Raw genomic sequence first — 26,160 nt, 5'->3', positions numbered from 1 at the left:
TCGACGAGCCGGTCAATCGGGGAAGACGACGGATGTGCGCCCATTCACGAACACCCGGTCTTCGATGTGGTACCTCACCGCGCGGGCGAGGACCCGGCGTTCGATGTCACGGCCCTTGCGCACGAGAGTATCTGGCAGATCGCGATGGCTGACCGCCTCGACATCCTGCACGATGATCGGACCCTCGTCGAGATCACCGGTGACGTAGTGCGCGGTGGCTCCGATCAGCTTGACTCCCCTCTCGAACGCCTGGTGGTACGGACGCGCCCCCTTGAATCCGGGCAGGAAGGAATGGTGGATGTTGATGCACCGGCCGTTCAGCTCGGCCGAGAACTCATCACTGAGAATCTGCATGTACCGGGCGAGAATCACGAGGTCGGCATTCAGGGTTTCGATCAGGGCTGAGATACGGCGTTCTTGTGCGCGTTTGTCACCGTCGAGCACCGGGAAGTGGTGGAAGGGGACGGAGCCGAAGTTGAGCGACCCGTAGACCGAGATCGGGTGGTTCGACACGACGGCGACCACGTCCATCGCCAAATCCCCGGTACGCGCACGATAAAGAAGGTCGGCGAGGCAGTGGTCCTGCTTGGAAGCAAGGATCACCACGCGTCTGCGCACATCTGCGCGCTCGAAACGGTAATCGGCGTCGAACTCCGCCATCAGTGCCTGCAACCGCGCACGGAGCCTGGCCTCGTCGAAGCCAGGGCCAGACGGGGTGAACGCGATTCGCGAGAAGAAGCGCCCCGACAGAGAATCGTCGAATTGCTGCGACTCTGCGATGTTTCCCCCTTCCTCGAAGATCACTCCGGTGATACGGGCCACGATTCCGGGCCTGTCTTCGCAGGCGACCGCCAGAATGTACGGAATCTCCGTCTTTGAGATCGTCATGAGTTCTGCTCCCTGTACCTCTTGGCCCAGACGCCGGACTTGCCGGGCTGCAGGATGCCATTGGGATCGAGGACGTCCTTGATCCGCTCGTTCACTCGCAGCAGCACTCCGTCATTGAAGTCGAACTGCTCCGCCACTTCGTCCATGTGCTGCAGGTTGGTGCGGTAGATCGGGTAGCCGCGCTCCCGCATGACCGCGAGCATGGCCGAATAGTTCGCGTAGACCGCTGCGGTCTGCTGCTCGTCGTGCGGGTCGAAGAACATCGTGCTGATGTGGATCACGCTTCGCGGGGAGAGCATCAGGCCCGAGAAGAATCGCTCGCCGGTCTTCTCGTAGAGCCCCTGCATCAGGTGAGCTGTCTCGACGACATCGCTTCCCCGTAGCGGGCCGACCGGCGAGAAGTCGAGGTGAGCCGTGTCTTCTCCATAGACGCTCTGGAACAGCTCGAGGATGTCCATGTCGGGGATTCCTGCCATGACCCGGTCCTCGTGGCCGGCGTGAGACGTGCGGTCGGTGCCGTCGTACACCCGCCGCCGCAGGGTGAGGCCCGGTATCTCGCCGAACACCCGCTCGCACGCAGCCCAATGCGCATCCACGATCTCGGGCCGGCCGTACAGAGCGAACCTGGCGAGCCAGAGGTCGTCGTCCGGGGTGAAGCTCGGATTGCCGTCGTCATCGAGCGCGACCCCGTGCAGAATCACGGGATAGTTCGTGACCGTGCCGTCGAGCATGAACTCCCGCATTCGATCGACTGCCGCCGCGAGAGCCTCGTCGCCCTCGAAGCTCAGCCAACACGATGCATAGGTCTCCGGTCGGCGCTGCAGCCAGAAACCCATGCGAGTGATGATGCCGAGACCCGAGCTCTGGAACAGTCCCTGAAGCTGAGGGCCGAATGCGTGCTTGTAGACATGCGAGGTCTGGCTGTTCGACATGCCGCCCATGCCGGTGCGCATGATCTCCCCGGTGGGAAGCACGACCTCGAGGCCGCAGATGTTCTCGGCGTGGTCGCCGAAAGGGGTGTATCCGCGACCGTACTCGGTGCTGTTGCCGATGACGCTTCCCCAGCCGAGGTCGGGAATCGACGTCCAGAGGCGACCACCAGCGGCCTCGAGCGCATCGTAGAGGTCGAACCAGCGCACGCCGGGCTCCACAACGGCGAAGGCGAGGTCTTCGTCGATCTCGATGACCCGGTTCATATTGCGCAGATTCACGATCACAGCACCCTTGACCCTGGGCGCCGGTCCACCATAGGTGTTGTTCCGGCCCTGGCTGAAGGTCCACAAGGGAACGCCGAACCGGTTGGCGATCTTCACCACCTCCGCCACCTGCTCAGTGGTCGTGGGCAGAACGGCCGCCGCGGCATCCCATTGATCGGACTCGCGATAGGTGAAAGGGTCGCGGAACTCGTGGAGCGCGACGGGGTCGGTGATGACGGCCGCCTGTCCGAGGAGCGCTTCGAATTCGGCAAGCGCGCCGTGCAGGCTGTCCGTGTGGTTCGTGGGCGGGGCTGTCGTGGACATTCGCTGTTCTCCTTCGAATCAGGTCTGCTCAACAGGTTCACGCGAGTCCGGGCGGTGTCGCATCCATGAGCTCCCTAGGGTGCGTCGCACCACTGGTGGCGGCACCGATGCGATCAGGTGCCGGGGCGAGGAGAGTTCTGGTCGAGCTACGAAAGGCGACGAAGATGCGCAGTTTTACATCAAAGGTGGCAGTGGTCACCGGCGGGGCAAGTGGGATCGGGCGGGCGATGGTCGATCGCTTCGCGCACGAAGGAATGAAGGTCGTGCTGGCCGATGTGGAGCAGGCAGCCTTGGACCGCGCGGTCTCAGAGCTGCGCGCGGCAGGCGCTGAGGCGATCGGAGTCCGCACCGACGTGACCGACCCCGATCAAGTACAGAATCTCGCCGACCGCGCCGTCGCAGAGTTCGGCGCGGTGCACGTCCTCTGCAACAACGCGGGGGTCGAAGGCGGCGCCCTGTTCTCGGAGATGTCGGAGCAGACCTGGAAGTGGGTCTTCGACGTGAACTTCTGGGGCCCGCTCTACGGCTGCAGGGCCTTTCTGCCGATTCTGAGGCAGCAGGAGGAAGCTCACATCGTGACGACCGCCTCCCAAGCCGCCTTCGCCACGGGCCTGCCGACCTTCCACGCGTACGTGTCGTCCAAGGCCGCCGTCGCGTCGATGACGGCGAATCTGGAGCGCGAACTCAGTACGACCGACCCCCACGTCGGGGTCTCTCTTCTGGTCCCGGGCCTGGTGAAGACCCGGATGAACGATTCGGAGCGCAATCGTCCGGCCGGCGTTCCCGCCACCGATTCCGATGACCTGCGCGTCAGCATCCATCACAACATCGAGCGGGCCACCGAGAAGATCGGCATGGCGCCCGAGGATGTCGCGCAACTCGTGCTGGACGGCATCCGAGAGCGTCGCTTCTACCTGTTGACCCATCCCGACATGACCGTGGCCGCCGTCGAAGCGGAGTTGTCCTGGTTGAAAGGCGGCCCTGCCCCTACGCCGCCCGCCGACGACGCCGTGCAGAACCCCGACCTGCTCGATTGAGACCCGGCGTGCGGTTCTCCATCGATTCTCTGCCGACCCGTGCGCGCTTCGGAGCGGGCATCGCCGCCACGGCCATCGCCGAGGAGGTCGACCGTGCCGGCCTCCGCCGAGTACTGCTCGTGTGTTCGGGGCGCGAACGGCCGCGCGCCGAACGACTCACCCGTGAGCTGGGCGACCGGCTGGTAGGCACCTTCGACCAGGTGCGCCAGCACGTTCCGCTCGAGGTCGCCGAGGCTGGACGTGCGCTGGCCGCTCAGCTCGATGCAGACGGAATCGTCTCGATCGGGGGCGGGTCGGCGACAGGAACGGCGAAAGCGATCGCACTGACGCTACGCCTCCCGATCGTGGCCGTGCCGACCAGCTATGCAGGATCGGAAGTGACCCCGATCTGGGGCCTGACGACGGCGGCTCGAAAAGAGACGGGCTACGACCGCGGCGTTTTACCGACGGCCGTTGTCTACGATCCGGATCTGCTCGCCGAACTGCCCCATGAGGTCGCGGTAGCGTCCGCTCTCAATGCGATCGCCCACTGCGTGGAGGCGTTCTGGACACCGGACTCGAACCCCGTGACCGCATCCATGGCGTCAGACGGATTGCGCTCGCTGAGCCGTGGGCTGCGCGGATCGGGAGACCCGTTCGATTCGGCGCGACGCGAAAGCCTCCTGTACGGCTCCTTCCTCGCTGGTCTGTCGTTCGCGGCGGCTGGGTCGGGGCTGCACCATAAGATCTGCCATGCCTTGGGCGGCGCCTTCGACCTTCCCCATGCCGAACTGCACGGAGTGATCCTGCCGCACGTGCTGGAGTTCAACCTGCACGATGCACCGGACGCCGCGGCGCGAGTGGCTCAGGCTCTCGGTGCCACCGACGCGGTGTCCGGGTTGGATGAACTGTACGACTCGATCGGCGCAACCCGCACCCTCCGGGCACTGGGGTTCGACGAGAAAGAGCTCGAGTATGCGATCGATGTGGTCACCGCGAAGCTGCCGATCGCGAATCCGCGCCCCGTATCCCGGAGTGGCATCGCCACCATCCTCGGGGCGGCGCTCTGAGCGGTGACGGCAACCGCCGTGACCTCAACGGCGTTGCTCCGAACGGCCGTCAGTCGACGGGGGCGAGAACGATCTCGAACACGGCCTCGCTCCAGGGCACGTCGAGCCGGCGCCCACGAGGTGCCGCGCTCGTCGCCGGGTGCTCGAAGAAATCGACGATCAGGCTCGACTTGACACCGAAAACGGCGTCCCCGTCAAGCCAGGGATCTCCCGCGACGAAGATATGCGTGATCAGGGTCTTGTACCCGTCGGCCGACACCATGAAGTGGATGTGAGCCGGTCGCATTGGAGACCGACGTGCGGCGGTGAGCAGATCGCCGACCGGGCCGTCATGTGGAATGGGGTAGGCGGCCGGTTGCACTGTCCAGAAATCGTATTCGCCCGCGGATGATGCGAACAGGTGCCCACGGCCGGCCAGTTCCTGGTCGGCGTGCTGCACGTCGTAGAACCCTTCGTCGTCGGCCGCCCACACCTCGATACGAGCGCTCGGCACGACTGCACCGTCGACCGACCTCACCGAGCCGTGCACATAACACGGCATTCCGCTCATGCCCCGGGAGATGTCCTGGCCCCGCTCGTACTCTGGCGAGGCCTCAACGAAGAACGGGCCGAATACGGTCGACTCGGTCGCCCGTGAGCGAGGCGGCGAGTTCACCCCGACGGTCATCATCGACACGCCGAGCACGTCAGACAACAGGATGAATTCCTGCCGGTGGTCGTCGGTGATCCGGCCGGCCTTGTTGAGGAAGGCGATAGCCTCGTCCCATTCTGCGGAAGAGAGCCGGACATCGCGCACGAAACCATGAAGGTGGCGCACCAAACTCTCCATGACGGTGCGGAAACGATCGTCCGTCGAGCCGGCGAAGCTGGCGATCACCTCCTCGGTCAGGGCGCTCTCACGCCGGACCTGTTCTGTGACGTCATCGAAGGTGGACATCGATCTGCTTTCGGGCTCGGAGCGACGGTGCTCGTGAAGGAGTGTGAAAGAATCTCATCGTCCGAACCCCGCTCCATGTGGAGGCTCGGCCGATTGCACCATGGTGACGCGCCAACGGCACGGCTCGCATCCATGACCTCACTTGTAGCGACGGAGCCCCACATCGTGAGCACAGCTGACAGCGCCGACGCCGGTCATCGACCGTATCCGGCCGATCGCGACCGATTCCTCACCCTGCTCGACCGGTGGATCGTGGTCGACTCCTCAGGAGGCGCTCTGGTGACCGCCCCGGATGCCGCTGACGCGGCCTCACTCGTGCGTACCTTCGCGCTGCGTCATCCCGAGTGGCGCAGCATACGGCCAGCGTCACTGGCGAAAGGCCTCCCTCCTCTCATTGATGGGGTTCGAGCGTTCGCCGAGGCCTGGGAGAAGGCTCTGCGGATCGGGCAGGAGCACCCGCTCGTTGTTCTCGTCGACACAGCCGACCCGTCGACACGGCCTCATCTCGCGCTGATGGAGTTCTTCGGCCGACGAAGCGCGGGCACGCGCATCACGCTGCTCTTCTCGGCGACCGACGCCGACGAGCGACTGCGAGAGATCGGTCTCCCCACCATCGTTCTTCCCGCAAATGATGTGCCGGTCCAGGGCATCTGGCAACCCACTCGCACACCCGCCGACGATGGGTCGGTCCGTCTCCACGCGAGCGCCATCGACGCGCTCCCCCTCGGTGCACGACGGCTGCTCTCGGCGATCGCCGTGTTGGGAGACGCCGAGATCGACATCGCGCTCACCGCAGCAGACAATGCCGAGCTGAGCGATCTCGACCTGCTGGAACTCGCAGGCATGGTCACGGTCGATGTGGAGCGCGTTCGGATTCTCGACGAGGATCTCCGCTCGCAGGTCTACTTCACGCTGGCGCCCGACGAGCGTCGCGCGGCACACCGCCGGGCCGCGAAGGCTCTCGAACTCGCTGGAGACTCCGACCTGCAGGCGTGGCAGTGGTCCGCTGCCGCCGCAGGGCCAGATCAGGTCGCAGCAGACGCACTCCTGGCTTCGGTCGATCAGGCTCGCCGTCGGGGTGGTCCTGCCAGCGAGTCGCTGCTCATCGAGCGCGCTGCCCAGCTCACCGAGAAGACGGGCCAGCGCGGGTCGCTCCTCGTGCGTGCAGGATTGGCAGCATGGCGAGCAGGCCTGGATCGTCGTGCTCAGCGTCTGCTTGCGCTGGCGGAACCTGTCGACGACCCGGAGGCGCGCGCCACCGCGATTTTCGTGGCGGGTGCGCTTGCCCAGCGGTCCGCCGATCCCGACGACGCATTCGATCTGCTCGTCTCCGCGACCGAGGCCGCATCGAGCGAATCGCCCGGGCTGGCGATCGACTTGACCAGCCGCGTGGCAGGAGTCGCCTGGTGGTCCGGCCGCCTCGACTGGGCGGAGGCAGCCGTTCACCTCAGCAAGCGCATCGAGCCGACAGCAGTCTCCTCGATCGACCGATTCGTGGCGGACTCCATCCCTGCCGGACTCCGGATCCTCCAACACGACTTCACCGCCATCCCCGACGTGCTCACCGCACTCGACGCGGTCAGTGGCCTCGAAGGACGGCAGCTCGTCTTCGCCAGCGAGGTTGCAGGATTAATCGGGGATGACGAACGGGCGCTCAGCCTCCAGGGAGCTGCGATCACATCGATCAGAGAGGGCGGCTCGTCATCTGAGCTCCCCTTCGCCCTTGAACTCTTCGCGTTCGTGAATGCCTGGCACGGTCAACTCGATGCCGCCGCCGTGGCCGCGGATCAAGCGCTCGAGCTCGCGGAGAAGTACGGGGAGCGCCGGAGGGGACCGTTTCAGTACGCCGTGCTGGCGCATGTGGCAGCCCTCCGGGGCGACGAGGTCGACTGCCGTCGGTTCGCCGCCGATGCACTGTCCGGCTCTCCCGACGCGAACCCCGCCACCGTACGCTGGGCTCTGGGTCGGCTCGAACTCTCCCTGGGCCGCTCGGCCGACGCCTTCCGCGAGCTGTCGGAAATCTACTCGGGCCCCGCGCAGCATCCGCTCACAGTGCTCTACGCCGCGCCCGACTACGTCGAAGCGGCCGTGGATGCCGGTCACCTCGAGTCGGCCGAGAAGGTCGCTGAGTTGTTCGATCGCTGGGCAGAGGCCGGGTCTCCCTGGGGCCGCGCAGTCATGCCCCGACTGCGCGGACTACTCGCCGACGACGTGCAAGCGGTGGGCCACTTCGAACGCTCCCTGCAGCCTGACAACGGGTTGCTTCGACCCTACGACCGCGCTCGCACGCAGCTTCTGCTCGGGCGTCGTCTCCGCAAGATGCGACGCAGGATCGATTCGCGAGAGCACTTCCGGGCAGCTACCGCCTCATTCACGCAGCTTGGCATGGATGCGTGGGCGGCCCAGGCCCGGGCAGAACTCCGGGCGAGCGGCGAAGCGGCGACCTCGACGAGGATCGAAACCCTCAACGGGCTCACCGCGCAGGAGGTTCAGGTCGCCGAGCTGGTCGCCACGGGCGTTTCGAATCGCGACGTGGCCGCAGAGCTCCACCTGAGCCCGCGAACGGTGGAATACCACCTGGCGAAGGTCTATGTGAAGCTCGGAATCAGTTCGAGGACGCAGCTGTCAGCGGCGCTCGGCGCCGGCTAAGCCTTCGGATTCGGCATCCCGTGCATCGTCCTGAAGTGCCGCCGCGAGAGCGGCGCGCGAGCCGATGCCCAGCTTCTGGTACACCTGATGGAGGTGGTACTCCACCGTCTTGCGGCTCAGGAAGAATCGACTTGCGACCTCGTGATTGCTCGCGCCTCCCGCAGCCAAGGTGGCGATCTGCCTTTCCCGTTCTGTGAGAGCCTTTCCCGAGCCGCCGTCCCGCGGCCGCGCCGTTTCGCCACTGGCCGCAAGTTCGGCACGAGCCCGATGGGCCCATGGCGCCGCGCCGATCGCATCGAACACGACAATCGCGTCGCGAAGCTGCTCTCGTGCGCGGGTTCGCTGCCGGCCACGTCGAAGGTGCTCCCCGAAGAGGAGGCGCACTCGCGCTTCTTCGAAAGGCAGGTCTGCTTCCGCCGCCGCATGCAGGGCAGATTCGTAGGCTCCGATCGCCGACTTCTCTTCGCTCAGCAGGGCCCGCAGACGCGGCGCGACGGCCGCCACCCAGTGTCCTCCGCCGACCGCCCATGTCTCGAAGTCGGCTAGGGCGCGCTGCGCGATGCCGGGTCTTCCGCTCCTCATGGCGGCTTCGACGATATCGGGAGCCGCGAACAGTGCCGTGAGCGGATGCGCATGGCCGGACTGGCTGTCGGTCAAACCCAGCATCGTGTCAAGCGCCACGTCGGGATTGCCGAGGCCGAGTTCGAGACGGCCGAGCGCCCACACTGCGGTCGCCGAAGCGCTCCGAAAGTGTTCGTGTGCGGCAGCGAACATGCTCTGATCGACGAGCCGCCGACACTCGACCGCCTCTCCCCTCAGCGCAGCGACGTGAGCCAGCACCGACGAAGCGAACGCGCTGACTCCTGGGGTTCCCGCAATCGAGCGTTCGACCAGATCTCGTGCGGCCGGAAGGTCTCCGGTCCAGGCCGCTACGGCGGCGGCATCCTGCAGCGCAACAGAAAGGTCTCCGACGTCCCCCGACGCCTGAAGCTCCTCGGCGGCACGACCGAACTGCATCGATGCCACCCGGTCGTCGCCAAGAAGAAAAGCAGCCTGCCCGGCGAGAATCGCTGTTCGAGGGGCGTCGAGCGTGTCGGCGAGCTCCAAGGCGTGTCGAAGGTCGGCACCGGCCCCGACACCCTCGCCTGCCAGTCTCCGATTGGCGCCGCGAAACAGTGCCAGCATAAACGCGGCCGTATCTCCGCCGTCTGAGGGAAGCGTCTCGAGCATCGCAGAAACCTCCGCAGCGCGATCCGCGCGTCCGGACCACCACGCCACCTCGGCGGCTCGGGTCAGCGCTCCGGTCGCGACGACCGGATCACGTTCGATCGCGGCAGTGGCACTCGCCATGAAGAAACGGTAAGCAGAATCGAGCTCCCCCGCCGAGAACTCGATCGACCCTTCGATGAGGTCGACCCGAGCGCGGAGCAGAGTGGAGAGTGTGCGCTGCCGCGCCAGTCGGAGCAGCGATCGCGCCTCATCCATGCCACCGGCCGCCCGCCGGGCATCAGCGGCGTCTGTCATCCGTTCTGCATACGAGGCAGGATCACCCGTCAGTCTCGCACTCCGCTCGAGGTACTCGGCAGCCTCGGCTGGCCGCCCGTGCGCCCTCCGGCTCGCACCGACGGCCGCCGCTCGATCGGCCAGCAGCTCGTCACGCCCCGTTGCCGACAACGCCAGATGCAGAACGCGGCGATCGTCGTCGTGAGCAGCATCGGCCGCCAGGAAGTGGTGGGCTCGCCGTCGATCGGCCGAACTCGCGATGGAGTACACCGCACGACCAAGATCGTCGGCGTCGCGACCGTCGCCCCTGAGTACCGCGATCAACCCCGCCCTCTCGAGCTCTGCGAGCACGGTCGAACTCGTCGTTGCCGAAACCGCCGGCCGCGCGCGATCTGCTCCGAAGCGACGATCCGCGGCCGTACGCACGAGCACCCCGCGCGCTGCGGCGCTCATCGCGAGCATGCGGCCACGCAGATCGGCGGAGGACAGCGGAAGAACAACCGTCCTCATACCCGGAATCTTCGGAGGATCGACCTCGAATGGCACGACGCAGATAAGTCCGATCGGCTCTGCATGTGCACTCTCGAACAGGCGCAGGAGCACCTCCATCGAGGCCTGATCAACCACGTGCGGCCGATGCACGACACACACGACTCCGCCGTGCGACGTGGTCCGCAGCAGGTCGAGCGTCGCAGCCGCGACATCGTCCGGATGCCGGTCGGCGCCCGCGAAGACCTCGGCCACGGCGCGGACAGACGAGTCCGTGGTCGCCCTCTCTCGCAGTCGTGCCCCCACCAATTGGTGCAGTCCGGCAAAACTGAGGTCGGTCTCTGCCGCAGAGCCGACGAGATGTCGTTGTTCGGGATGCGACGAATGGCGCGAAATCGACAGCCTCAGAGCATCGACAGGCAACTCGCCTCGAACCATCAGCACGCCGCTCCGTGAATTCTGCAGCTCGTCTAGAAGCGTGCTGACCGCTATCTCGAGTTCTGTCTCACTCCCCGGAAAACGCGCCCGTGTCATGCTGACGCTCCTTTGCGTGCTCGTCGTGCCTTGTCACGCTACCGCACCTCGTGCGTCACCGGTGGCCCCACTGATGCGATCCAGATCCTCGGCGTCGATGATCGTTCGTATGAACTCCGCAGAAGTAGCCATCGTCGGAGCCGGCCCTGTCGGTGCCCTCGCAGCCCTCGGGCTTGCTCAACGTGGGCACGACGTGGTCGTCTTCGAGGCAGAACCCTTGATCGTCCGTTCTCCGCGCGCCATGGTGTACTACTGGCACGTCCTCGACGGACTCGATCGGCTCGGCGTGCTGGGCGACATGGATGCCGCCGGACTGCGAAACACGAGCTTTCAGCAGCGCGTTCTGTCGACGGGACTCCGAGCCGATATTCCGCTCGATCCGGTCGCGGCGATCTCGCCCTACGCCTACAATGTGCATCTGGGCCAGCACGAGGTCGTTGAAATTGCGCTCCAGCATCTCGCCCGCTACCCGAATGCTCGCATCCTGAACGGAGCAACCGTTACGGCCGTGCGCAACGATGCCGATCACGCGGTTCTCGATGTGGATGGCCCGGAGGGTCTGGAGACCTGGGCGACCCGTTGGGTTCTCGGCGCCGACGGAGCACGAAGCGCAGTCCGCCGCTCGCTCGGGCTGAGCTTCGACGGCACGACCTGGCCTCAGCGATTTGTCGCGACCAACATCCAGTATCCCTTCGATGTCGTCGGCGGCCTGGCGAAAGCGAACATGATCTTCGATCCCGAGCATGGCGCCGTCATCGCGCAGATCAACGACACCGGCCTCTGGCGGTGGACGTGGAGCGAGTCGGCGGAGTTGCCCGAGGACAGCGTGCTCGACCGGCTGCCGGGTCGACTGGCCGCACTCGGCTTCGGCGATGTGCCATTCGACGTCGATTCGTTCACGCCCTACCGGATGCACCAGCGAATGGTCGACACGATGCGCACCGGGCGCGTGCTTCTCCTCGGCGATGCCGCGCACGCCACGAATCCCACCGGCGGATTCGGGCTGACCTCAGGAATCTATGACCTCCTCGCCCTGATCGAGCCGCTGTCTGCTGCACTCCGAGGGACCGCGGATGAGAGCCTTCTCGACCACTGGGCGGAAACGAGGCTTAGCCTTTTTCGCGAGTTCGCCTCGCCCATGGCCTCCCGCATCAAGGGGCTGGTGTACGACACATCCGACACCGCAGCCCTGGAGAGCATGGTGCGTGCGGCTGGCGACTTCAGCGACCCAGCGGCGACGCTCAACAGGCTCACGGGTATGACCGTCCTGCGCAGCGACCTTCCGCGTCACCACGAGGCGCTGGCATGAGCCTCCTGTTCCTCGGGCTGGGCCGGATGGGCGCACCCATGGCGAGCCGCCTCGGCCGGACAGACCTCTATCTCTACGACCCCGCACCCGCGACCGCCGAACTCGCGAGCGCCCTGGGGGCCCAACTCGTCGACGACCTGCGCTCCCTTCCCATCGATCTCGAGACCGTCATCCTGATGCTGCCGACCAGCGCCGTCGTCGAGTCCGTGACCATCGGCTCGAACGGTCTCTTCACACGTCTCCGACCGGGTTCGCTCGTCATCGATATGAGTTCATCGATACCGGCGAGCACCCGCCGACTGGCGGAAGCCGCCAAGCGACAAGGTATCGACTTCGTCGACGCACCCGTATCCGGCGGCATCGCCAAAGCAAAAACCGGCGAACTCGCGGTGATGGCGGGTGGCACAGTCGAGGCGGTGGCCCGGGCGCGCGCGGTCATCGATCCGATGTCCGCCGCGTTCATCCACGTTGGCCCGTCAGGAGCCGGCCACGCCGCGAAAGCGCTGAACAACCTGCTCTCCGCGACGAACATCGCCGCGATGTCCGAAGTGCTCGTGGCCGCCACCGCCTGGGGAATAGATCCCGCCGTGATGGTGGATGTGGTCAACGCATCGACCGGGCGCAGCCAAGCCAGCGAGGTCAAGTTCCCTCAGCAGGTGCTGACCGGTCATTTCGATTCCGGGTTCGCCCTGGCACTCATGGTGAAAGACATCGGCATAGCGCTGGACGTGGTCGATGCGGCCGGCATTCCCGCTTCAGTACTGCATTCGGCCGCCGACGTGACCACCACAGCGTTCGACGAACTCGGCAAGGGACGCGAGCTCGACCACACCCAGGTGGCCGCCTGGTACGAGAACGCAGGCGAGGTTTCATTCCGACCGATTCACCAACAGCAGAAGAAGGATCATCATCATGACTGACGAAGCGCAGGAATATATCGACGACATGGCCGCGAAGCGGGGCTACGTACTCAGCTATCACAAGGTCATGGCGAAGCACGATTTCCCGGTTCTGAAAGCTGCCAACGGGATCGTCTCCGCCGCCTACCTCGATCAGCGGATCATCGACCGCAAGACGAAAGAGCTGATATTCATCTGCTGCCTCACGGTGCTTCGCGCGCCGCGCGCGCAGATCCAAGCGCATATTCGCGTCGCTCTCGCGGAGGGTGCGAGTGCTCAGGAGGTGCTCGAGGCAATCGAGATTACCCTTCCGGAAGCCGGCATCGTGGCTTTTCAGGACGGCTTCGAGGCGTGGCGGGAGATCGTCGGCGCCGACGGGCTCGAACCGACCGTTTCGGTGGTTGAAGGCTCGGCGCTCTGACGAACCGCATGAACACCGCGGTAGTGAAGGATGACGAGTACGAGGTGGCCATCGCGCGGCATGGAACCCGAGTGGGGATGCGAAGCGAGGCGTTTCTCAACTACTCGCTGAGCGGGGAGCCGGATAGCGCGATCGTCACCGACTACTTCCTCTGGGTCATCCGCAACGAGACTCGGACGATCTTCGTGGACACGGGCTTCTCCGCCGCTGCGGCTCAGCGGCGAGGACGCACGGTCATAAGCTCGCCCGCAGACATCTATCGGAGTCTTGGCGTCGAGCCCGGAGCCGGCTGGCCTCTCATCGTCACCCACGCGCACTGGGACCACATCGGAAATCTCGATCTCTTTCCCACGTCGCCCATCTGGATGGCTCGCTCGGAAGTCGAATTCTGGGAGACCAGCATCTCGCGTGCGCCGCAGATCGCTCACTTCACCGAGGCCAGTGAACTGGCAGAGTTGTCGCACCTTCGTCAGAGCCGACGCCTCAGACTTTTCGAGGGAAGCACCGAGATCGCTCCTGGCGTGCGCGTGCTTGAGGTCGGCGGCCATACACCCGGGCAGTCGATGGTGACGGTCGCCACATCGGTCGGAACCGTTCTGCTGACGTCGGATGTAGCGCACTTCCGAGAGGAACTGCGCGACGAGCTGCCGTTCGTCGCTCTGACCGATCTGCCGGATTCCATCGCCGGGTATCGGCGTGTGAAGGAGCTTCTCGCCTCGGGGGCTGTCGATATCGTCGTCACCGGCCACGATCAAGCGGAGCTCGAGCTGGGCGAGAGGGTGAACTCGAACCTCACGATCATCGGAAGAAGGAACCTGTGATGGACACGATCATCATCGACGGGACGGCTATCGCCCGCGGCGTCCGAGAGAGCGTCACGCGTGACGTCGACGCATTCGTATCCCGAACCGGCACTCGGCCGGGACTGGCCACCGTGCTGGTCGGGGACGATCCTGCCTCACAGGTCTATGTGCGGAACAAGCGGCGTCAGGCTGCGAGTGCCGGGATCGCCGACTTCCACCGCCATCTCGACGCTGAAGCGACGGCGGCAGACATCGACGGCGAAATCGATCGGCTGGCCGCCGACACCGCCGTCTCCGGCATCCTGTTGCAGCTCCCTCTTCCCGAAGGAATCGACTCGAGCTCCTCGATCGAGCGCATCCCCTGGTTCAAAGACGTCGATGGGCTCACGACCACCAGCGTCGGACTGCTGGCGCGAGGCAGACCAGGGCTGCAGCCGTGCACACCGAGCGGGGTGATCACTCTGCTGGACGCTGCCGGCATCGATCTGGCAGGTCGAGAAGCGGTCGTCGTCGGCCGCTCAGAGTTGGTGGGCCGACCGGTGGCGCAGATGCTCCAGGCCCGAAACGCCACCGTCACGGTGGTTCACTCACGAACGCGGAACGCGCAGGCCATCATGCGACGGGCGGACATTCTCGTGGTCGCCGCGGGAGTTCCCCATCTGGTCGGGCGCGATGACGTCGCCGAAGGCGCAGCGGTGATCGATGTCGGTATCCACCGTGGGACGGCAGGATTGATCGGCGACGTGCGGTTCGACGAGCTGCTCGGTCACGCCGGCTATCTCACGCCTGTCCCCGGCGGAGTCGGGCCGATGACCATCGCGGAGCTGCTGAGAAACACTCTGAAGGCAGCGGAGCTCGCCCCGACCTCGGGGTGAATTCGCGCGCGTCTTTCAGGCGTCAGAGGATGCTGTAGAGCGCATCGATCAGCCGGCGGGCACGAGGCCCGTTCGTTCCGACGGCGTGCATCTTGTTCACCGAGTAGCCGAACCCGATTCGGGCACCCGGGTCGGCGAATCCGATCGATCCCCCGATGCCGTGATGACCGAACGCGTCGGGATGGGGACCCATGTAGACGGCCTCGGGAGAGTTCAGTAGAACGCCGAGCCCTTGGCGGTAGTGCCGCTCTTGCAGAAGCTCGATCTGATCGTGCTGCACCGTCGCCATCTGGCTGATCGCCCCCGGCGAAAGGATGCGCACGCCGTCGAGCTCGCCACCGCGGGCGACAGCCGCGTATATTCTCGCGACCGACCTGGCGTTGCCGTGCCCGCTGGCACTCGGCATGTCGAGTTGCCGGAACTCAGGGGAGTTCAACATCCCCTGCCAAGGCCCGTCCGGGTTCTGGGCGAATGCCAAGGCCCGAAGCGAATCGGGATCCTCGTGGTCTTTGGACGCCAGGAGCCGTGACTCCAGGTTCGGCGTGAGCGTTGCGACTCGAGCGAATTGAGACTCGTCCAACCCCATCGAGTAGTCGGCACCGAGCGGGCCCGTCACCTCGTCACGAAGGAACTCGCCCATGAGTTTGCCCGTGACGCGACGCGTGATCTCGCTCAGCAGGTAACCCTGTGTGTGCACGTGGTACGCAGACGTGCTCCCGGGTGTCCATAGCGGCGCCTGCGCGGCCAATGCGTCGACCATCGCCTCGCGGTCGAACATGGCCCCCGGCCACAGCTTGTTCGGCGTCAGCACCGGCAGTCCCGCGCGATGGTCGAGCAGATAGCGCACCGGGAGCTCTGCTTTTCCGTTCTGGGCGAATTCCGGCCAATAGTCGGCGACCGGTGCGTCGAGATCCACGAGACCTCGATCCACCAAGATGGCGAATGCGATTCCTGCGATGCCTTTCGCGACCGACATCATGCACACGATCGTGTCGGCATCCCACTCGCGGGCACGGCTCGCGTCTGTCCAGCCTCCCCAGAGGTCGACGACGACCCGTCCGTCGATGACAACCGACACGGCAGAGCCGATCTCCTCCCCCGCGAGGTGATTCTCGACGAATGCCTCCGCCACCGGAGCGAAGGCTGGATCGTAGCTGCCACCCAGAGGCAGCAGCTTCCCTCCGAGATCGACCGAACCGAGGTGCACCGAATCGGGTATGGATGCTCTGGTCACGGACGGGACTCCTTCGGTCTTCACTCCGGTGTGCGCCGGCGCCTCCTCAGTTTCGATGCGAGCCGCCGCAGTCGCATCGATGAATCCACCAGTGGGGGGAGCGCGATCGTCGTCTCTTGAATACCGGTGGATTCATGGATGCGGCCCGTCGACACGGTGCCGATGATGAATGAATCAATGAAGAGCCGAAGGAGACTCGCCCTCATGCCAGATAACAATGAAGTTTCTGTCCCGCCCGGTACACCGATCGGCCAGATCATTTTTGCGCCTGACAGCCCCATATTCGAAGGGTCCAATGTTCAGACGAACATCGGTTTCGGATGGGTTCCAGCCGAATATTCGACGACCCGTGATGAGTTCCTCGCGTCGCGCGAGACCGCATCGATAGGGTTCGTGCTCAACAACAGCCCCGTCTACGACGTGACCGGACCAGAGGCCGCGGCGTTCCTCAACTCCGTCGCCGTCAACAAGGACTTCGGTCCCCTCGAGACCGGCGCGTCGAAGCATGTCGTCATCTGCAACGAGCAGGGCTACATCCTCGCGGACGGCGTGCTGCTCAAGCTCGGCGAAAACCATTTCCGCACCTATTGGTTGGCTCCCGTGCTCGACTTCTTCTTGACGAAGAGCACTCTGGATGTCACGGGAACGTGGGTGCTCGATGAGTACTTCTACCAGATCGACGGCCCCAAGTCGCTCGAGATCCTCGAGAAGGTGACGGGCAGCGACCTGCACCACCTGCGGTTCGCGCAGAACGCGACGGTGTCGATCGCGGGTGCCGAGGCAGTGGTGCATCGCCTCGGCATGTCGGGTGCCCTCGCCTACGAGGTGCATGGTCCGTCGACTGTTGCGCGGGAGGCATATCGGCAGCTTCGCGCCGCGGTCGAGGAGGTAGGAGGTCGCCCGCAGGGCTTCTGGAACTACTCTCTGGTCAACCACACGGTCGCCGGCTACCCGAACCAGGTGATCCATTTCCTGCCGCCCTACCGCGACAGCGGGCCCGAACTCGCGGCATACATGGAGTCGGTCATCCCCTTCGACATCGGCGTCCACGGCAGCGCCAGCGACGACCTCAGCAACGCCTGGGTCACCCCGTATGACATTGGATGGGGCTACCTCGTCAACTTCGACCACGAGTTCCCCGGCAAGGCCGCCCTCCAGGCGATTGCGTCGAACCGCCCTCGAAAGGTCGTGACGCTCGAATGGAACGCCGATGACATCGGCGCGGCGTACTCAGCTCAATTCCGCGGGGCCGACGCCGTGGTCTACGACCGGATGAGCAACGATCCGGTAATCGCGATCGCGGATTACGCGGTAGGCCGGATGCGCATCGATTACGTGCTCCTGAACGGGGAGAAGATCGGTCTTGCGACCGGCCGCACACCGGCCTTCGTCGAGAACAGGATGATCTCCCTCGCCTGGCTCGATGTTGAGCACGCCGCAGAGGGGACCGAGGTCACCGTGCTCTGGGGCGACATCGACCACCCGAAGATCGAGATCCGCGCCACCGTCGCTCAATTCCCCTACTACCAGGGCGAATTCCGCAACGAGAAGTTCGATACCTCGTCGATCCCTCGCCGCTGACGTATGACACGCAGAAATGGGGCAGACCTGCACGGTCTGCCCCATTTCTGCGCTTTCGATCGACAACGCTCGGTGTCAATGACCCAGGTCGTCCGACCGAGTCGACATCCCACCGATCACCGTGCCGCCGTCGACGGGCAACGCGACTCCGATGACGAACGACGCGCCTTCCGAGCACAGCCAGAGAACTGCCTGAGCGACTTCTTCCGGTCGTCCGAGACGCCCGATCGGTGTTCCCTGCACGAGACGGTCGAGCGCCGCCGGAGGGAGGGCGTTGAGGAAGGGCGTGTCGATCGGACCCGGGCACACAGCGTTGATCCGAACACCGAGGTCGGCCATCTCCTGCGCCGTGTGTTTGGTGAGTCCGACGACTCCGTGCTTGACGGCGCCATAGGGCGCGAATGCGTACCCTCCGATGAGGCCGGCCGCGGAGGCCGTGTTGACGATGCTTCCACCGCCGCGAGCTTGCATCACGCGGATTTCGGCCTGCATGCAGTACAAGATCGACGACAGGTCTACGCCGACCAGCTTCGCCCAGCTCTCCTTGGTCTGAGTCAGGATTTTTCCGTGCTGGCCCTCGATACCCGCATTGTTGTGCGCGAAGTCCAGGCCACCGAAGGTGTCGACGACCGCTGTCACTCCGCGGTCGACCGAGTCCGAATCCGACACATCCATCTCGAAGAACCTGCCGGTCCCTCCGGCCGCTTCTATTTCTCTGACAACCGCCTCGCCTCCCGCTACGTCAATGTCGCTGACAGCGACTGCGGCGCCTGTCTCGGCGAAGGCGAGGGCACTCACCCGCCCCATCCCCGAAGCTGCTCCGGTGACCAGGGCTACCTTGCCTGTGTAGTCATATCGGACGTCCACGTGTTCTCGCTTCCTCGTTGAATTGCGCGCCTCGAGCATCGAGACACTTCGATCCTCTCGAGGAGTCCTCGTGGTCGCATCAAGGACAGCACCAGTGACGTTCCCGCCGATCTGCTCTGTGCAGATCGCTTCCAACCCCGCATCCAGAAACGACAAAACCCCCTGATTCCCTTATAGAAAAGGAATTCAGGGGGCTGATTCGTGGCGGTACCGGTGGGATTTGAACCCACGGTGCTCTTTCAAGCACACAACTTTTCGAGAGTTGCACCTTCGGCCGCTCGGACACGGTACCGGGGACGAGTGTAATGCAGACCAGAGGTTCGCGCGAATCTACAGCGTGTAGAAATCGAAGCCCGGAATCTCGCGGATGCCGCCCGATCGAGCCGTTCTGGGCCGAAATCCGGCGCATCCGAGGTGTTAGCCTTGCCTTAGTTGGGCGCGACAAAACCCGCGCGCCCTCCCACTGAAAGGGTCCTGGTTCTATGAGCTACATCCGCTCCGCAGCATTCGAAGAGACCGGCTACGTGGTTCTCGACCGCTACGACCAGGCTGCCGATCCGCAGGAGTGGCTCGACCTCGAATACGTCGACTGGAAGTCCTCCGGAGTGACCCGTTTCGCCCCTCTGGCCTCCGCCTTCGGCGAGATGGAGTGCAACGGTTTCTGGAACCACACGCCACCGCGCACCGACAAGGACGGCGTCTGGGTTCAGGCCAACGTCGAGCACGCGCCCATCCTCAAGGCCCGCGCCGAGGAGCCTGGAGCCAACATCGGCCGCTGCCGCGTGATCGAGCTGCAGCCCAACACCTACGCGAACGCGCTCTACAACCTGCACCAGGACGACAACAACCGCCTCAACCCCGACGGCACCGGCTGGATCGTTCGCGGCTTCTTCAATCTCTCCGACGATGCCGAGTCGTTCATGATCCTGCGCGAGAACCGCTTCGACCCCGACACGGAGGTGCGCATCGCGCTGCCCGCGGGCGCCCAGCTCATCGTCGACACGCAGCGCTTCTGGCACGCCGTCTGGCACAAGGGTCCAGAGCCGCGCTACTGCCTCATCACCTCGTGGACCTCCGGCCCCGAGCTCGACGCCTACATCGAGAAGTACCACGGCAACCCGTACAACCCGAACGTTCCCATCGACCCCAAGATCGTTGAGGAGGCGCAGGCCGAGGTTCGTCAGCGCCTGGCAGAACGCGCCGCCGCGCTTGCTGCCAAGGGCCGCCACGACGACGGATTCGGCGAAGACCCCGAGGCCTGATTACCTGGGAGATCACCGAATCGACATGGGCTGGGCACTTTCTCAGCAGTCCGTCGCCCTCCGTTCACCGGCCGTTTGCCATCACCGCGCCAAGCGTGCTTAGCGTTCTCGGCATCCCGCCGACGGTGCCATAAACACCCGGCATTCCCTCCCGAACCCGAACGGGGATCACCGTGAACATCCATGCCCATCGTCGCCGTCTTTCGACGGTCAACCGCCTCGCCGCGGTCGCCCTGTGCGTCACCGCTGCAGTCGGCTTCTCCGCCACAAGCGCCAGCGCCGCCACCCAGGCGCAACCAGCGCTCACGGCTCAAGACCACGCCATCACCGACGTGCCCGGACTCGTAAACGGGCGCGAACTCAACGCCGTTACAGGCCTGGACGGCCAGACCGTCAACGCGCCCCGCCTCATTCGTTCCGAGTCCCTCGACAAGATCACGACCGCCGGCGCACAGACGCTCGCTGACACGTACCACGTCGACCTCGTCATCGATCTGCGAACCCCGAGCCAGGTCGCTGCGAAGCCTGACGTGCCCATCCCCGGGGCACAGAACGTCAACATCTCGATGTTCGGCGCCGATGGCAACTACAGCGATGACACGGTGATGTATCACGACCTCGTCGACAAGGGTTACGTCGATGCGGCCACACCCGGACCGATGATCAGCGCCTACGGCCAGATTCTGCAGCTGCTGGCAACCCACACCAGCGGCACCGTGTTGATTCACTGCTCGCACGGCATGGACCGCACGGGAACCGTGATCGACATGCTCGACCACATCCTCGGCGTCTCCGAGGCAGACATTCTGCACGACTATCTGCTCTCCAACACACAGCTCGGCGTCACCTGGGCCACTCCTGAGCTGCTGCAGGGCACTTTCGAGAGTGACGTCGCCTCCAAGTACAACGGCATGGACTCATATCTGTCGAAGACCATCGGAGTGACCTCCCACGAGGTGTCCGCGCTCCGCGAGCGATTCCTGGTCTCCAACGACGCGAAAGCAGCATCGATTAGCATCGGCGGGGTCGCCGTGCCGCTCGACGCCGCCGCTACCGAGACCGGCGCATCCATCGCCTTTGCGAGCGCGACGCTCACATCGGCCGATGTGAAGGTCGTCACAGAAGACACGGATGCGACGTCGTCGGTCACGGTGTCCGGCCAGAAGGTCGACGTGGTCGTCACAGCGCAGGATGGCGCGACAACCACGCACTACCGCATCACGGTCGCGAAGCCCGTTCTCACGATCGCCCAGGGCGCCACGCTTGCTCCGGGCGCCACGGTGAGCATCTCCGGTTCAGGGTTCACCCCCGGAACCGTCTACCAGATCGTCGTCCACTCCACCCCGACGGTCATCGGCCAAGCGACCACCGCGCAAGACGGCAGCATCACCGCCAGCGCGGCGCTTCCGACCACGCTCGAAGCGGGAGCGCACACGGTGTTCCTCGCCGACAGCAGCGGAAATCCCGTGACCGAGCAGCTGAATGTGACCGTGCTCGCCGCGTCCGCGACAGATACCGCCGCGTCGATTGCCGGTCCGTCCGTCGCCACCGGCGGGACCGTGATCGCACAGGCCCCCGTCTGGCCGATGGTCGGCCTGGGAGCGCTCGGTATTGCACTGCTCGCGGCAATCGCTGTCGCCTACCGTCGGGCACGCCGGAACCTGGGAAGCTAGATGACTCCGCGGCACCAGCCGCGGCCGGCATCGCGATGGCGGCGACTGAATATCGTCGCCGCCATCGCGGTCGTCGTGGCATCGGGCATGGTCGTGATCTCCGCCGTCTTCCTCGTACCTCATACGTCGACGATGGATTCGGCTCCTGACCCCACCGACCTCGCGGGCAACGCGGTTCAGTTCGACGGACCGGGCCCGAATCCGAGCGCGTCGGCCACGCCTTCCGGCACGGGACGCTTCCAGTCGCCATCGGTCGATCTCGACGTGCCTCTCGGCTCACTCGATGTCGTCGACAACGAGCTGGAGCCGCCCGGGTTCACCTCGGCCTACTGGGTGAGGAATCTGGGCGTTGCGCCAAGCGACGGGGCTGATGGCACCGTGTTCGTCGTGATGCACTCGCTCAGAAACGGCGGGCAGGCACCCGGCAATGCCCTGATCGATGTCGACAATGGTCGCGCACGCATCTCGACCGGAGCGAGCATCGTCGTCGACGACGTCTTATACAAGGTCGTCAACACCGAGACCGTCGACAAGACCCAGATCTCTCACGACCAGTCGGTCTGGGCCGACACCCCCGGTCGTCTTGTCGTCATCACCTGCCTCCAGCGGCCAGACGGCAGTCCTTCTACCGACAACATGGTCATCGAGGCGATGCGCGGCTGACACCTACCACTCTCCACAGGCTGTGATCGGATGTCGTCGGTCGCGTCTATCGTGGATGCATGGCCTCACGCACCCCCACCGCTTACCGCTGCACGGAGTGCGGCTGGCAGAGCGTCAAATGGGTCGGCCGCTGCGGTGAGTGCCAGGCGTGGGGCACGGTCGTCTCGAGCGCCGAGAACGAGGGCATAGCCCGCACCGTGAAGGCGGCAAAGCTCAGCGAGACCCGCATCGCGCAGCCCATCACAGAGATCTCCACCGAGGCGGCCAGCCACTGGGCCACGGGCATCGATGAGTTCGACCGCGTGCTCGGGGGCGGGCTCGTTCCCGGCGCCACGATCCTGCTGTCGGGCGAGCCGGGCGTGGGCAAATCCACCCTGCTGCTCGAGGTGGCGGCGAAAGCGGCAGAAGAGCACCTGCGTGTGCTCTACGTCAGCGCCGAAGAGTCGGTCAGCCAGGTCAAGCTGCGCGCCGAGCGCACCCACTCCCTCTCCCCCACGCTGATGCTCGCCGCCGAGACCGATCTGTCGACCGTGCTCGGCCAAATCGACGCCGTTCAACCGCACCTCGTCATCGTCGACTCCGTGCAGACCGTCGCCAGCAACTCCATCGATAGCGCGGCCGGCAGCCCTACCCAGGTGCGCGAGGTCGCATCGGCGCTCATCCGGGTCGCCAAAGAACGCTCCCTTCCCGTCATCCTTGTCGGCCACGTCACAAAAGACGGCTCGATCGCCGGCCCCCGCGTTCTCGAGCATCTCGTCGACGTCGTCTGCCAATTCGAGGGCGACCGCCACACCAGCCTGCGCTTCGTTCGCGCGCTCAAGAATCGATACGGCCCCACCGACGAGGTCGGCTGCTTCGAAATGACTGCTGAAGGCATCGCCGAGGTTCCCGATCCCAGCGGCCTGTTCCTCAGTCGCAGCGGCGAGGCGGTCAGCGGCACCTGCGTCACAGTAGCGCTCGACGGGCGGCGAGCGATGCCCGTCGAGATCCAGGCGCTCGTGGTCAAGACCACGGCACCCAATCCACGCCGCGTCACCAACGGCGTAGACGGCTCGCGGGTGGCCATGCTCCTGGCCGTGCTCGAGCGCCGACTCAACATCCCGCTCGGCGACCGCGACGTCTATGTGTCGACGGTCGGCGGCGTGCGCCTCGTCGATCCGTCTGCGGATCTCGCTATCGCCCTCGCCATCGCCTCGGCGAACAGTGATCTCTCCCTGCCCCACACCTTCGCGGCGTTCGGCGAGATCAGCCTCGCCGGCGAAGTGCGTCCTGTCGCGTCCTCAAGCCTGCGCGTCACCGAGGCGAGACGGCTGGGATTCACCGATATCCTCGGCCCCGACGAGACGCAGATCCGTCGCGCGTTCCGCGTGGCCTTCGACAAGCAGCCCGCTGCCGGCTCCCGGGTCACACCGGCGCATCCGTCGACAGGGTCGTTCCCCGTGCAGTCTCGAACGCCCGCATCGAAGCCCCCGCAAAAGAAGGCGCCGACCACCCCCTTGCGACTCGTCGAGACAGACCGCGACCGCGACTAGCTCCGCATCCGCGCCGATTGGGTTCATCCGCTCCCGGTCGAACAGGCGCGGGCACGCCGAACGGGCGCGGATACGTCGTCACACGTGGGGCACGAACTCCTGCCAGGCCACGCGCCGGGCGCCGCGCGGATCGTTCTCCACACGGTCTGTCTCATCGAAGATCATCGTGGCACGGGTCTCTTCGTCGTAGGCGGGCCAGCCGTCCACCTGCCCGCTGCGGGCGAAGTCGATCCAGTGCCGTCGCATCCGGTCACCCGTGCGCATAAACGCTCGTCGCCCACCTAAGACCCCCATGGCGCGTCCGAACCAGCCGTTCATGCGGTCGAACAGCGCGAAGAGTTCGAGCCCGTGGGTCGCGTCGAATCCAAGCTGCCGAACCAGCCGCGGAGCGATGTCGAAGCGATAGAAGTGCACGGGGGCGTAGCGCGAGTGCCGCTCGGCCACCTTCACCGTGGGGTACCAGAAGGCGTAGTCTCCCGCGAAATCTGCTGCTGGGCGCTTGTCGGGCAGTCCCGGGTACTCCGCCTTGATCGCCTTGCGGGCCTTCTTCTTGGTGCGCGAGAAGATGGCACGGATACGGGCCGGCGTCGTGGCCAGAATGTCGAGACGCCCCGTGAACAGCGAGCCCTCGCGGTCGTTCGTTCCGATGATCAGGGGGATGCGCGCAGCGCGTCCCTGCTTGAACGCGTCGAGCGGCCGCTCGGGCAGAAAGTCGCCGTCGATCACGGGGCACAGCGCGATCGTTCCCGGGTCGCGGTCAGGGGCAAGCAGGGTGAGAGCCACGGCGGCCTCGACGAGATCGGATGCGTCGGCTCTGGCGAGCAATTCGCCTGCGTCATCGACAGAGGTGGTCTCGACGCCGCCCGGTTCGATGCGATCGGCGAGAAAGGCCACGAACTCGTCGGCCCAGCGATGGGTCTGCTCCGGAGGATAGATGGCGTTCGTCGGCGCGCTCTGGGCGATGGCCTTGGCGAAGAGTCCGTGCGCGGCCGGCGTGGCCATAAGAGTCGTGACGGCGTTGCCACCGGCGGACTCGCCGAACACGGTGACGTTGTTCGGGTCGCCTCCGAAGGCAGCAATGTTGTCGCGCACCCACTCGAGCGCTGCCACCTGGTCACGCAACCCGAGATTCGAGTCGAACGGGCGTTCCGGTGTGGAGAAGCGCGTGAAGTCGAGATATCCCAGCGCGCTGAGACGGTAGTTGATGCTCACGTAGACGATGCCACCGTCTCGCACGAGAGCTTCGCCGTTGCGCGGGTATTCCGCGCTGGAGCCGACCGCATAGGCGCCACCGTGGATGAAGAGCATCACAGGTAGCAGCTCGCGCGTCTCACTCGACGGATGATCACGCGCGGGCCTCATCACGTTGAGAGTGAGGCAGTCCTCGCTCATCTCCTGGTTCTTCGACGCTCCCACGAAGTTTCCCTCGCGGGACTGCCAGGAGACAGGGCCGAAAGTCGACGCATCGCGAACACCGACCCACCCTTGCGGCGGCCGCGGCGCCCGAAATCGATACTCGCCGACGGGGGCGTCAGCATACGGAATATTGCGCCAGACATCGATCTGCGACAGACGAACACCGCGCACGATCCCCTGCTGTGTGCGCACCTCCAGCTCGTGCGTGTCTGTCTGCCGGGTCATGCGCCGATGCTAACGCCGCCACATGAACGATCGACCGGAGCCCCTGAGCAGGACGGCACAAGACGAGCGGGGCACTAGCCCAGAATGAACTGCGTGCTTGTCGTCGACGCGAATCCGCCGATCGACACGTCGAGATGGTACGACGCGCCCCCCGCGGGAACCTGCGGCCGATCTGTCGACGCGCACGTGTCGGCGGCGGAGCGAGTGCGATCCCACGCGAACGGCGTCGACGCGAGTGTGGCGCCGGCCGCGATCACCGTGGGCATGTCGGTGGGGCTGGCCTGGCAGTCGGTCGACACCCAGTACTGCTCGTCACCGCTTCGGATCGTATAGACCTGCTGTGCAGTGCCGACGTTGATCGAGCAGGCCGTGCCGCCCGTGTTCGTCACGCTGAGCGACAGCTGCGGGTTGACCCCCGCGGCGTAGGTCTCGGCATCGGTCACGGGGATGACTTTGATGTTCGCAGGATCGCACGCCGCCGTCTGACCGTCGGCGGGAGGAGCAGCATCGACATTCTGCGGCTCGCTCGCGGCGGCCGGCGGAGTCGTCGTTGCCGGGGCAGTCGTCGACGCAGGGGGAGCGGCCGAGCTTCCGACGTCGGAAGACGAGCCAGGGCGCACGATGATGAGCACGATGATGGCGATCACAGCGAGAAGACCTGCGAGCACGAGCACACGCCGGCGCCAGTAAACCTTGCTCGGTTCCGGTCCGACGGGATTCTTGATCGTCGACATGACCCAAGGGTACGAGCTTCGACGACCCGACACCCGCATTGGCGCGGCTGTAGGGTGAAT

21 protein-coding genes and 1 tRNA gene are annotated in these 26,160 nt (G+C 65.3%); 13 read left to right on the top strand and 9 right to left on the bottom strand.

Annotated elements, in window-relative coordinates; all coding sequences use genetic code 11:
- Positions 1–12: 12 nt before the first annotated feature.
- A complete protein-coding gene (purU, locus tag TZ00_RS05685) occupies positions 13–888 on the bottom strand; it encodes a formyltetrahydrofolate deformylase (protein ID WP_044439898.1) in 876 nt (291 codons plus the stop codon).
- Entirely contained in the window at positions 885–2,408 is a 1,524-nt protein-coding gene (locus TZ00_RS05680) for an FAD-binding oxidoreductase (RefSeq protein WP_044439897.1), read from the bottom strand. Before TZ00_RS05680 ends, purU begins: the two co-directional genes overlap by 4 nt.
- A gap of 164 nt (positions 2,409–2,572) precedes the next feature.
- On the opposite strand from TZ00_RS05680, the gene TZ00_RS05675 reads away from it, so the two are divergent.
- Together TZ00_RS05675 and TZ00_RS05670 are read left to right on the top strand one after the other, a co-directional pair.
- Positions 2,573–3,445, top strand: a complete 873-nt coding sequence (locus TZ00_RS05675; protein ID WP_044439896.1) for an SDR family NAD(P)-dependent oxidoreductase — start codon at positions 2,573–2,575, stop codon at positions 3,443–3,445.
- Between the two features lie 8 nt (positions 3,446–3,453).
- Positions 3,454–4,494 (top strand): maleylacetate reductase, encoded by a 1,041-nt coding sequence (locus tag TZ00_RS05670; protein ID WP_052521323.1) that lies wholly within the window; start codon positions 3,454–3,456, stop codon positions 4,492–4,494.
- Positions 4,495–4,543: 49 nt separating this feature from the next.
- Here TZ00_RS05670 and TZ00_RS05665 read toward each other — a convergent pair whose 3' ends face one another.
- Positions 4,544–5,431, bottom strand: a complete 888-nt coding sequence (locus TZ00_RS05665) for a dioxygenase family protein (RefSeq protein ID WP_044439894.1) — start codon at positions 5,429–5,431, stop codon at positions 4,544–4,546.
- Positions 5,432–5,596: 165 nt separating this feature from the next.
- Between TZ00_RS05665 and TZ00_RS05660 the strand changes: the two genes are divergently transcribed.
- A complete protein-coding gene (locus tag TZ00_RS05660) occupies positions 5,597–8,080 on the top strand; it encodes a helix-turn-helix transcriptional regulator (RefSeq protein WP_238579590.1) in 2,484 nt (827 codons plus the stop codon).
- Here TZ00_RS05660 and TZ00_RS05655 read toward each other — a convergent pair.
- Positions 8,057–10,606, bottom strand: a complete 2,550-nt coding sequence (locus TZ00_RS05655; protein ID WP_044439890.1) for a LuxR family transcriptional regulator — start codon at positions 10,604–10,606, stop codon at positions 8,057–8,059. The genes TZ00_RS05660 and TZ00_RS05655 overlap by 24 nt on opposite strands.
- Before the next feature lie 109 nt (positions 10,607–10,715).
- On the opposite strand from TZ00_RS05655, the gene TZ00_RS05650 reads away from it, so the two are divergent.
- The 5 genes from TZ00_RS05650 to TZ00_RS05630 are packed head-to-tail and all read left to right on the top strand — an operon-like array spanning position 10,716 to position 14,913.
- A complete protein-coding gene (locus TZ00_RS05650; RefSeq protein WP_052521322.1) occupies positions 10,716–11,915 on the top strand; it encodes an FAD-dependent oxidoreductase in 1,200 nt (399 codons plus the stop codon).
- A complete protein-coding gene (locus TZ00_RS05645; protein ID WP_052521321.1) occupies positions 11,912–12,835 on the top strand; it encodes an NAD(P)-dependent oxidoreductase in 924 nt (307 codons plus the stop codon). The genes TZ00_RS05650 and TZ00_RS05645 overlap by 4 nt, the downstream gene beginning before the upstream one ends.
- Positions 12,828–13,235, top strand: coding sequence for a carboxymuconolactone decarboxylase family protein (locus tag TZ00_RS05640; RefSeq protein ID WP_044439888.1), 408 nt, complete (start codon positions 12,828–12,830; stop codon positions 13,233–13,235). Before TZ00_RS05645 ends, TZ00_RS05640 begins: the two co-directional genes overlap by 8 nt.
- 8 nt (positions 13,236–13,243) lie before the next feature.
- Positions 13,244–14,056, top strand: coding sequence for an N-acyl homoserine lactonase family protein (locus TZ00_RS05635; RefSeq protein WP_044439887.1), 813 nt, complete (start codon positions 13,244–13,246; stop codon positions 14,054–14,056).
- Positions 14,056–14,913, top strand: coding sequence for a bifunctional 5,10-methylenetetrahydrofolate dehydrogenase/5,10-methenyltetrahydrofolate cyclohydrolase (locus TZ00_RS05630; protein WP_044439886.1), 858 nt, complete (start codon positions 14,056–14,058; stop codon positions 14,911–14,913). Before TZ00_RS05635 ends, TZ00_RS05630 begins: the two co-directional genes overlap by 1 nt.
- A 22-nt stretch (positions 14,914–14,935) precedes the next feature.
- Here TZ00_RS05630 and TZ00_RS05625 read toward each other — a convergent pair whose 3' ends face one another.
- Positions 14,936–16,147 carry a serine hydrolase domain-containing protein gene (locus tag TZ00_RS05625; protein WP_161793735.1) on the bottom strand — a complete coding sequence of 404 codons (1,212 nt, stop codon included), beginning with the start codon at positions 16,145–16,147 and terminating at the stop codon, positions 14,936–14,938.
- Between the two features lie 204 nt (positions 16,148–16,351).
- On the opposite strand from TZ00_RS05625, the gene TZ00_RS05615 reads away from it, so the two are divergent.
- Complete coding sequence (locus TZ00_RS05615) at positions 16,352–17,728, top strand: aminomethyltransferase family protein (RefSeq protein ID WP_052521319.1); 1,377 nt, start codon at positions 16,352–16,354, stop codon at positions 17,726–17,728.
- Positions 17,729–17,803: 75 nt separating this feature from the next.
- Here the strand turns inward: TZ00_RS05615 and TZ00_RS05610 are convergent, their stop codons facing one another.
- Positions 17,804–18,595: an SDR family NAD(P)-dependent oxidoreductase gene (locus TZ00_RS05610; protein ID WP_202965826.1), complete on the bottom strand. Its 792-nt coding sequence runs from the start codon at positions 18,593–18,595 to the stop codon at positions 17,804–17,806.
- Positions 18,596–18,797: 202 nt separating this feature from the next.
- Positions 18,798–18,887: transfer RNA gene (locus tag TZ00_RS05605), tRNA-Ser, on the bottom strand.
- Positions 18,888–19,077: 190 nt separating this feature from the next.
- On the opposite strand from TZ00_RS05605, the gene TZ00_RS05600 reads away from it, so the two are divergent.
- The 4 genes from TZ00_RS05600 (at position 19,078) to radA (ending at position 23,725) form a co-directional block, all read left to right on the top strand.
- Complete coding sequence (locus TZ00_RS05600) at positions 19,078–19,857, top strand: hypothetical protein (protein ID WP_044439883.1); 780 nt, start codon at positions 19,078–19,080, stop codon at positions 19,855–19,857.
- A gap of 173 nt (positions 19,858–20,030) precedes the next feature.
- Positions 20,031–21,530 (top strand): tyrosine-protein phosphatase, encoded by a 1,500-nt coding sequence (locus TZ00_RS05595; protein ID WP_152631094.1) that lies wholly within the window; start codon positions 20,031–20,033, stop codon positions 21,528–21,530.
- Complete coding sequence (locus tag TZ00_RS05590; protein ID WP_044439882.1) at positions 21,531–22,193, top strand: class F sortase; 663 nt, start codon at positions 21,531–21,533, stop codon at positions 22,191–22,193.
- Positions 22,194–22,252: 59 nt separating this feature from the next.
- Complete coding sequence (radA, locus tag TZ00_RS05585; protein WP_084605932.1) at positions 22,253–23,725, top strand: DNA repair protein RadA; 1,473 nt, start codon at positions 22,253–22,255, stop codon at positions 23,723–23,725.
- Positions 23,726–23,803: 78 nt separating this feature from the next.
- Here radA and TZ00_RS05580 read toward each other — a convergent pair whose 3' ends face one another.
- Both TZ00_RS05580 and TZ00_RS05575 read right to left on the bottom strand, forming a co-directional pair.
- Positions 23,804–25,366: a carboxylesterase/lipase family protein gene (locus tag TZ00_RS05580; RefSeq protein ID WP_044439881.1), complete on the bottom strand. Its 1,563-nt coding sequence runs from the start codon at positions 25,364–25,366 to the stop codon at positions 23,804–23,806.
- A gap of 74 nt (positions 25,367–25,440) precedes the next feature.
- Complete coding sequence (locus tag TZ00_RS05575; protein ID WP_044439880.1) at positions 25,441–26,100, bottom strand: hypothetical protein; 660 nt, start codon at positions 26,098–26,100, stop codon at positions 25,441–25,443.
- Between the last annotated feature and the right edge of the window lie 60 nt (positions 26,101–26,160).

The sequence above is a fragment of the Agreia bicolorata genome (assembly GCF_000938265.1).
Classification (GTDB): domain Bacteria; phylum Actinomycetota; class Actinomycetes; order Actinomycetales; family Microbacteriaceae; genus Agreia; species Agreia bicolorata.
Note: the sequence above shows the minus strand (reverse complement) of the source record. Positions and strands in the feature narration are given on the sequence as shown.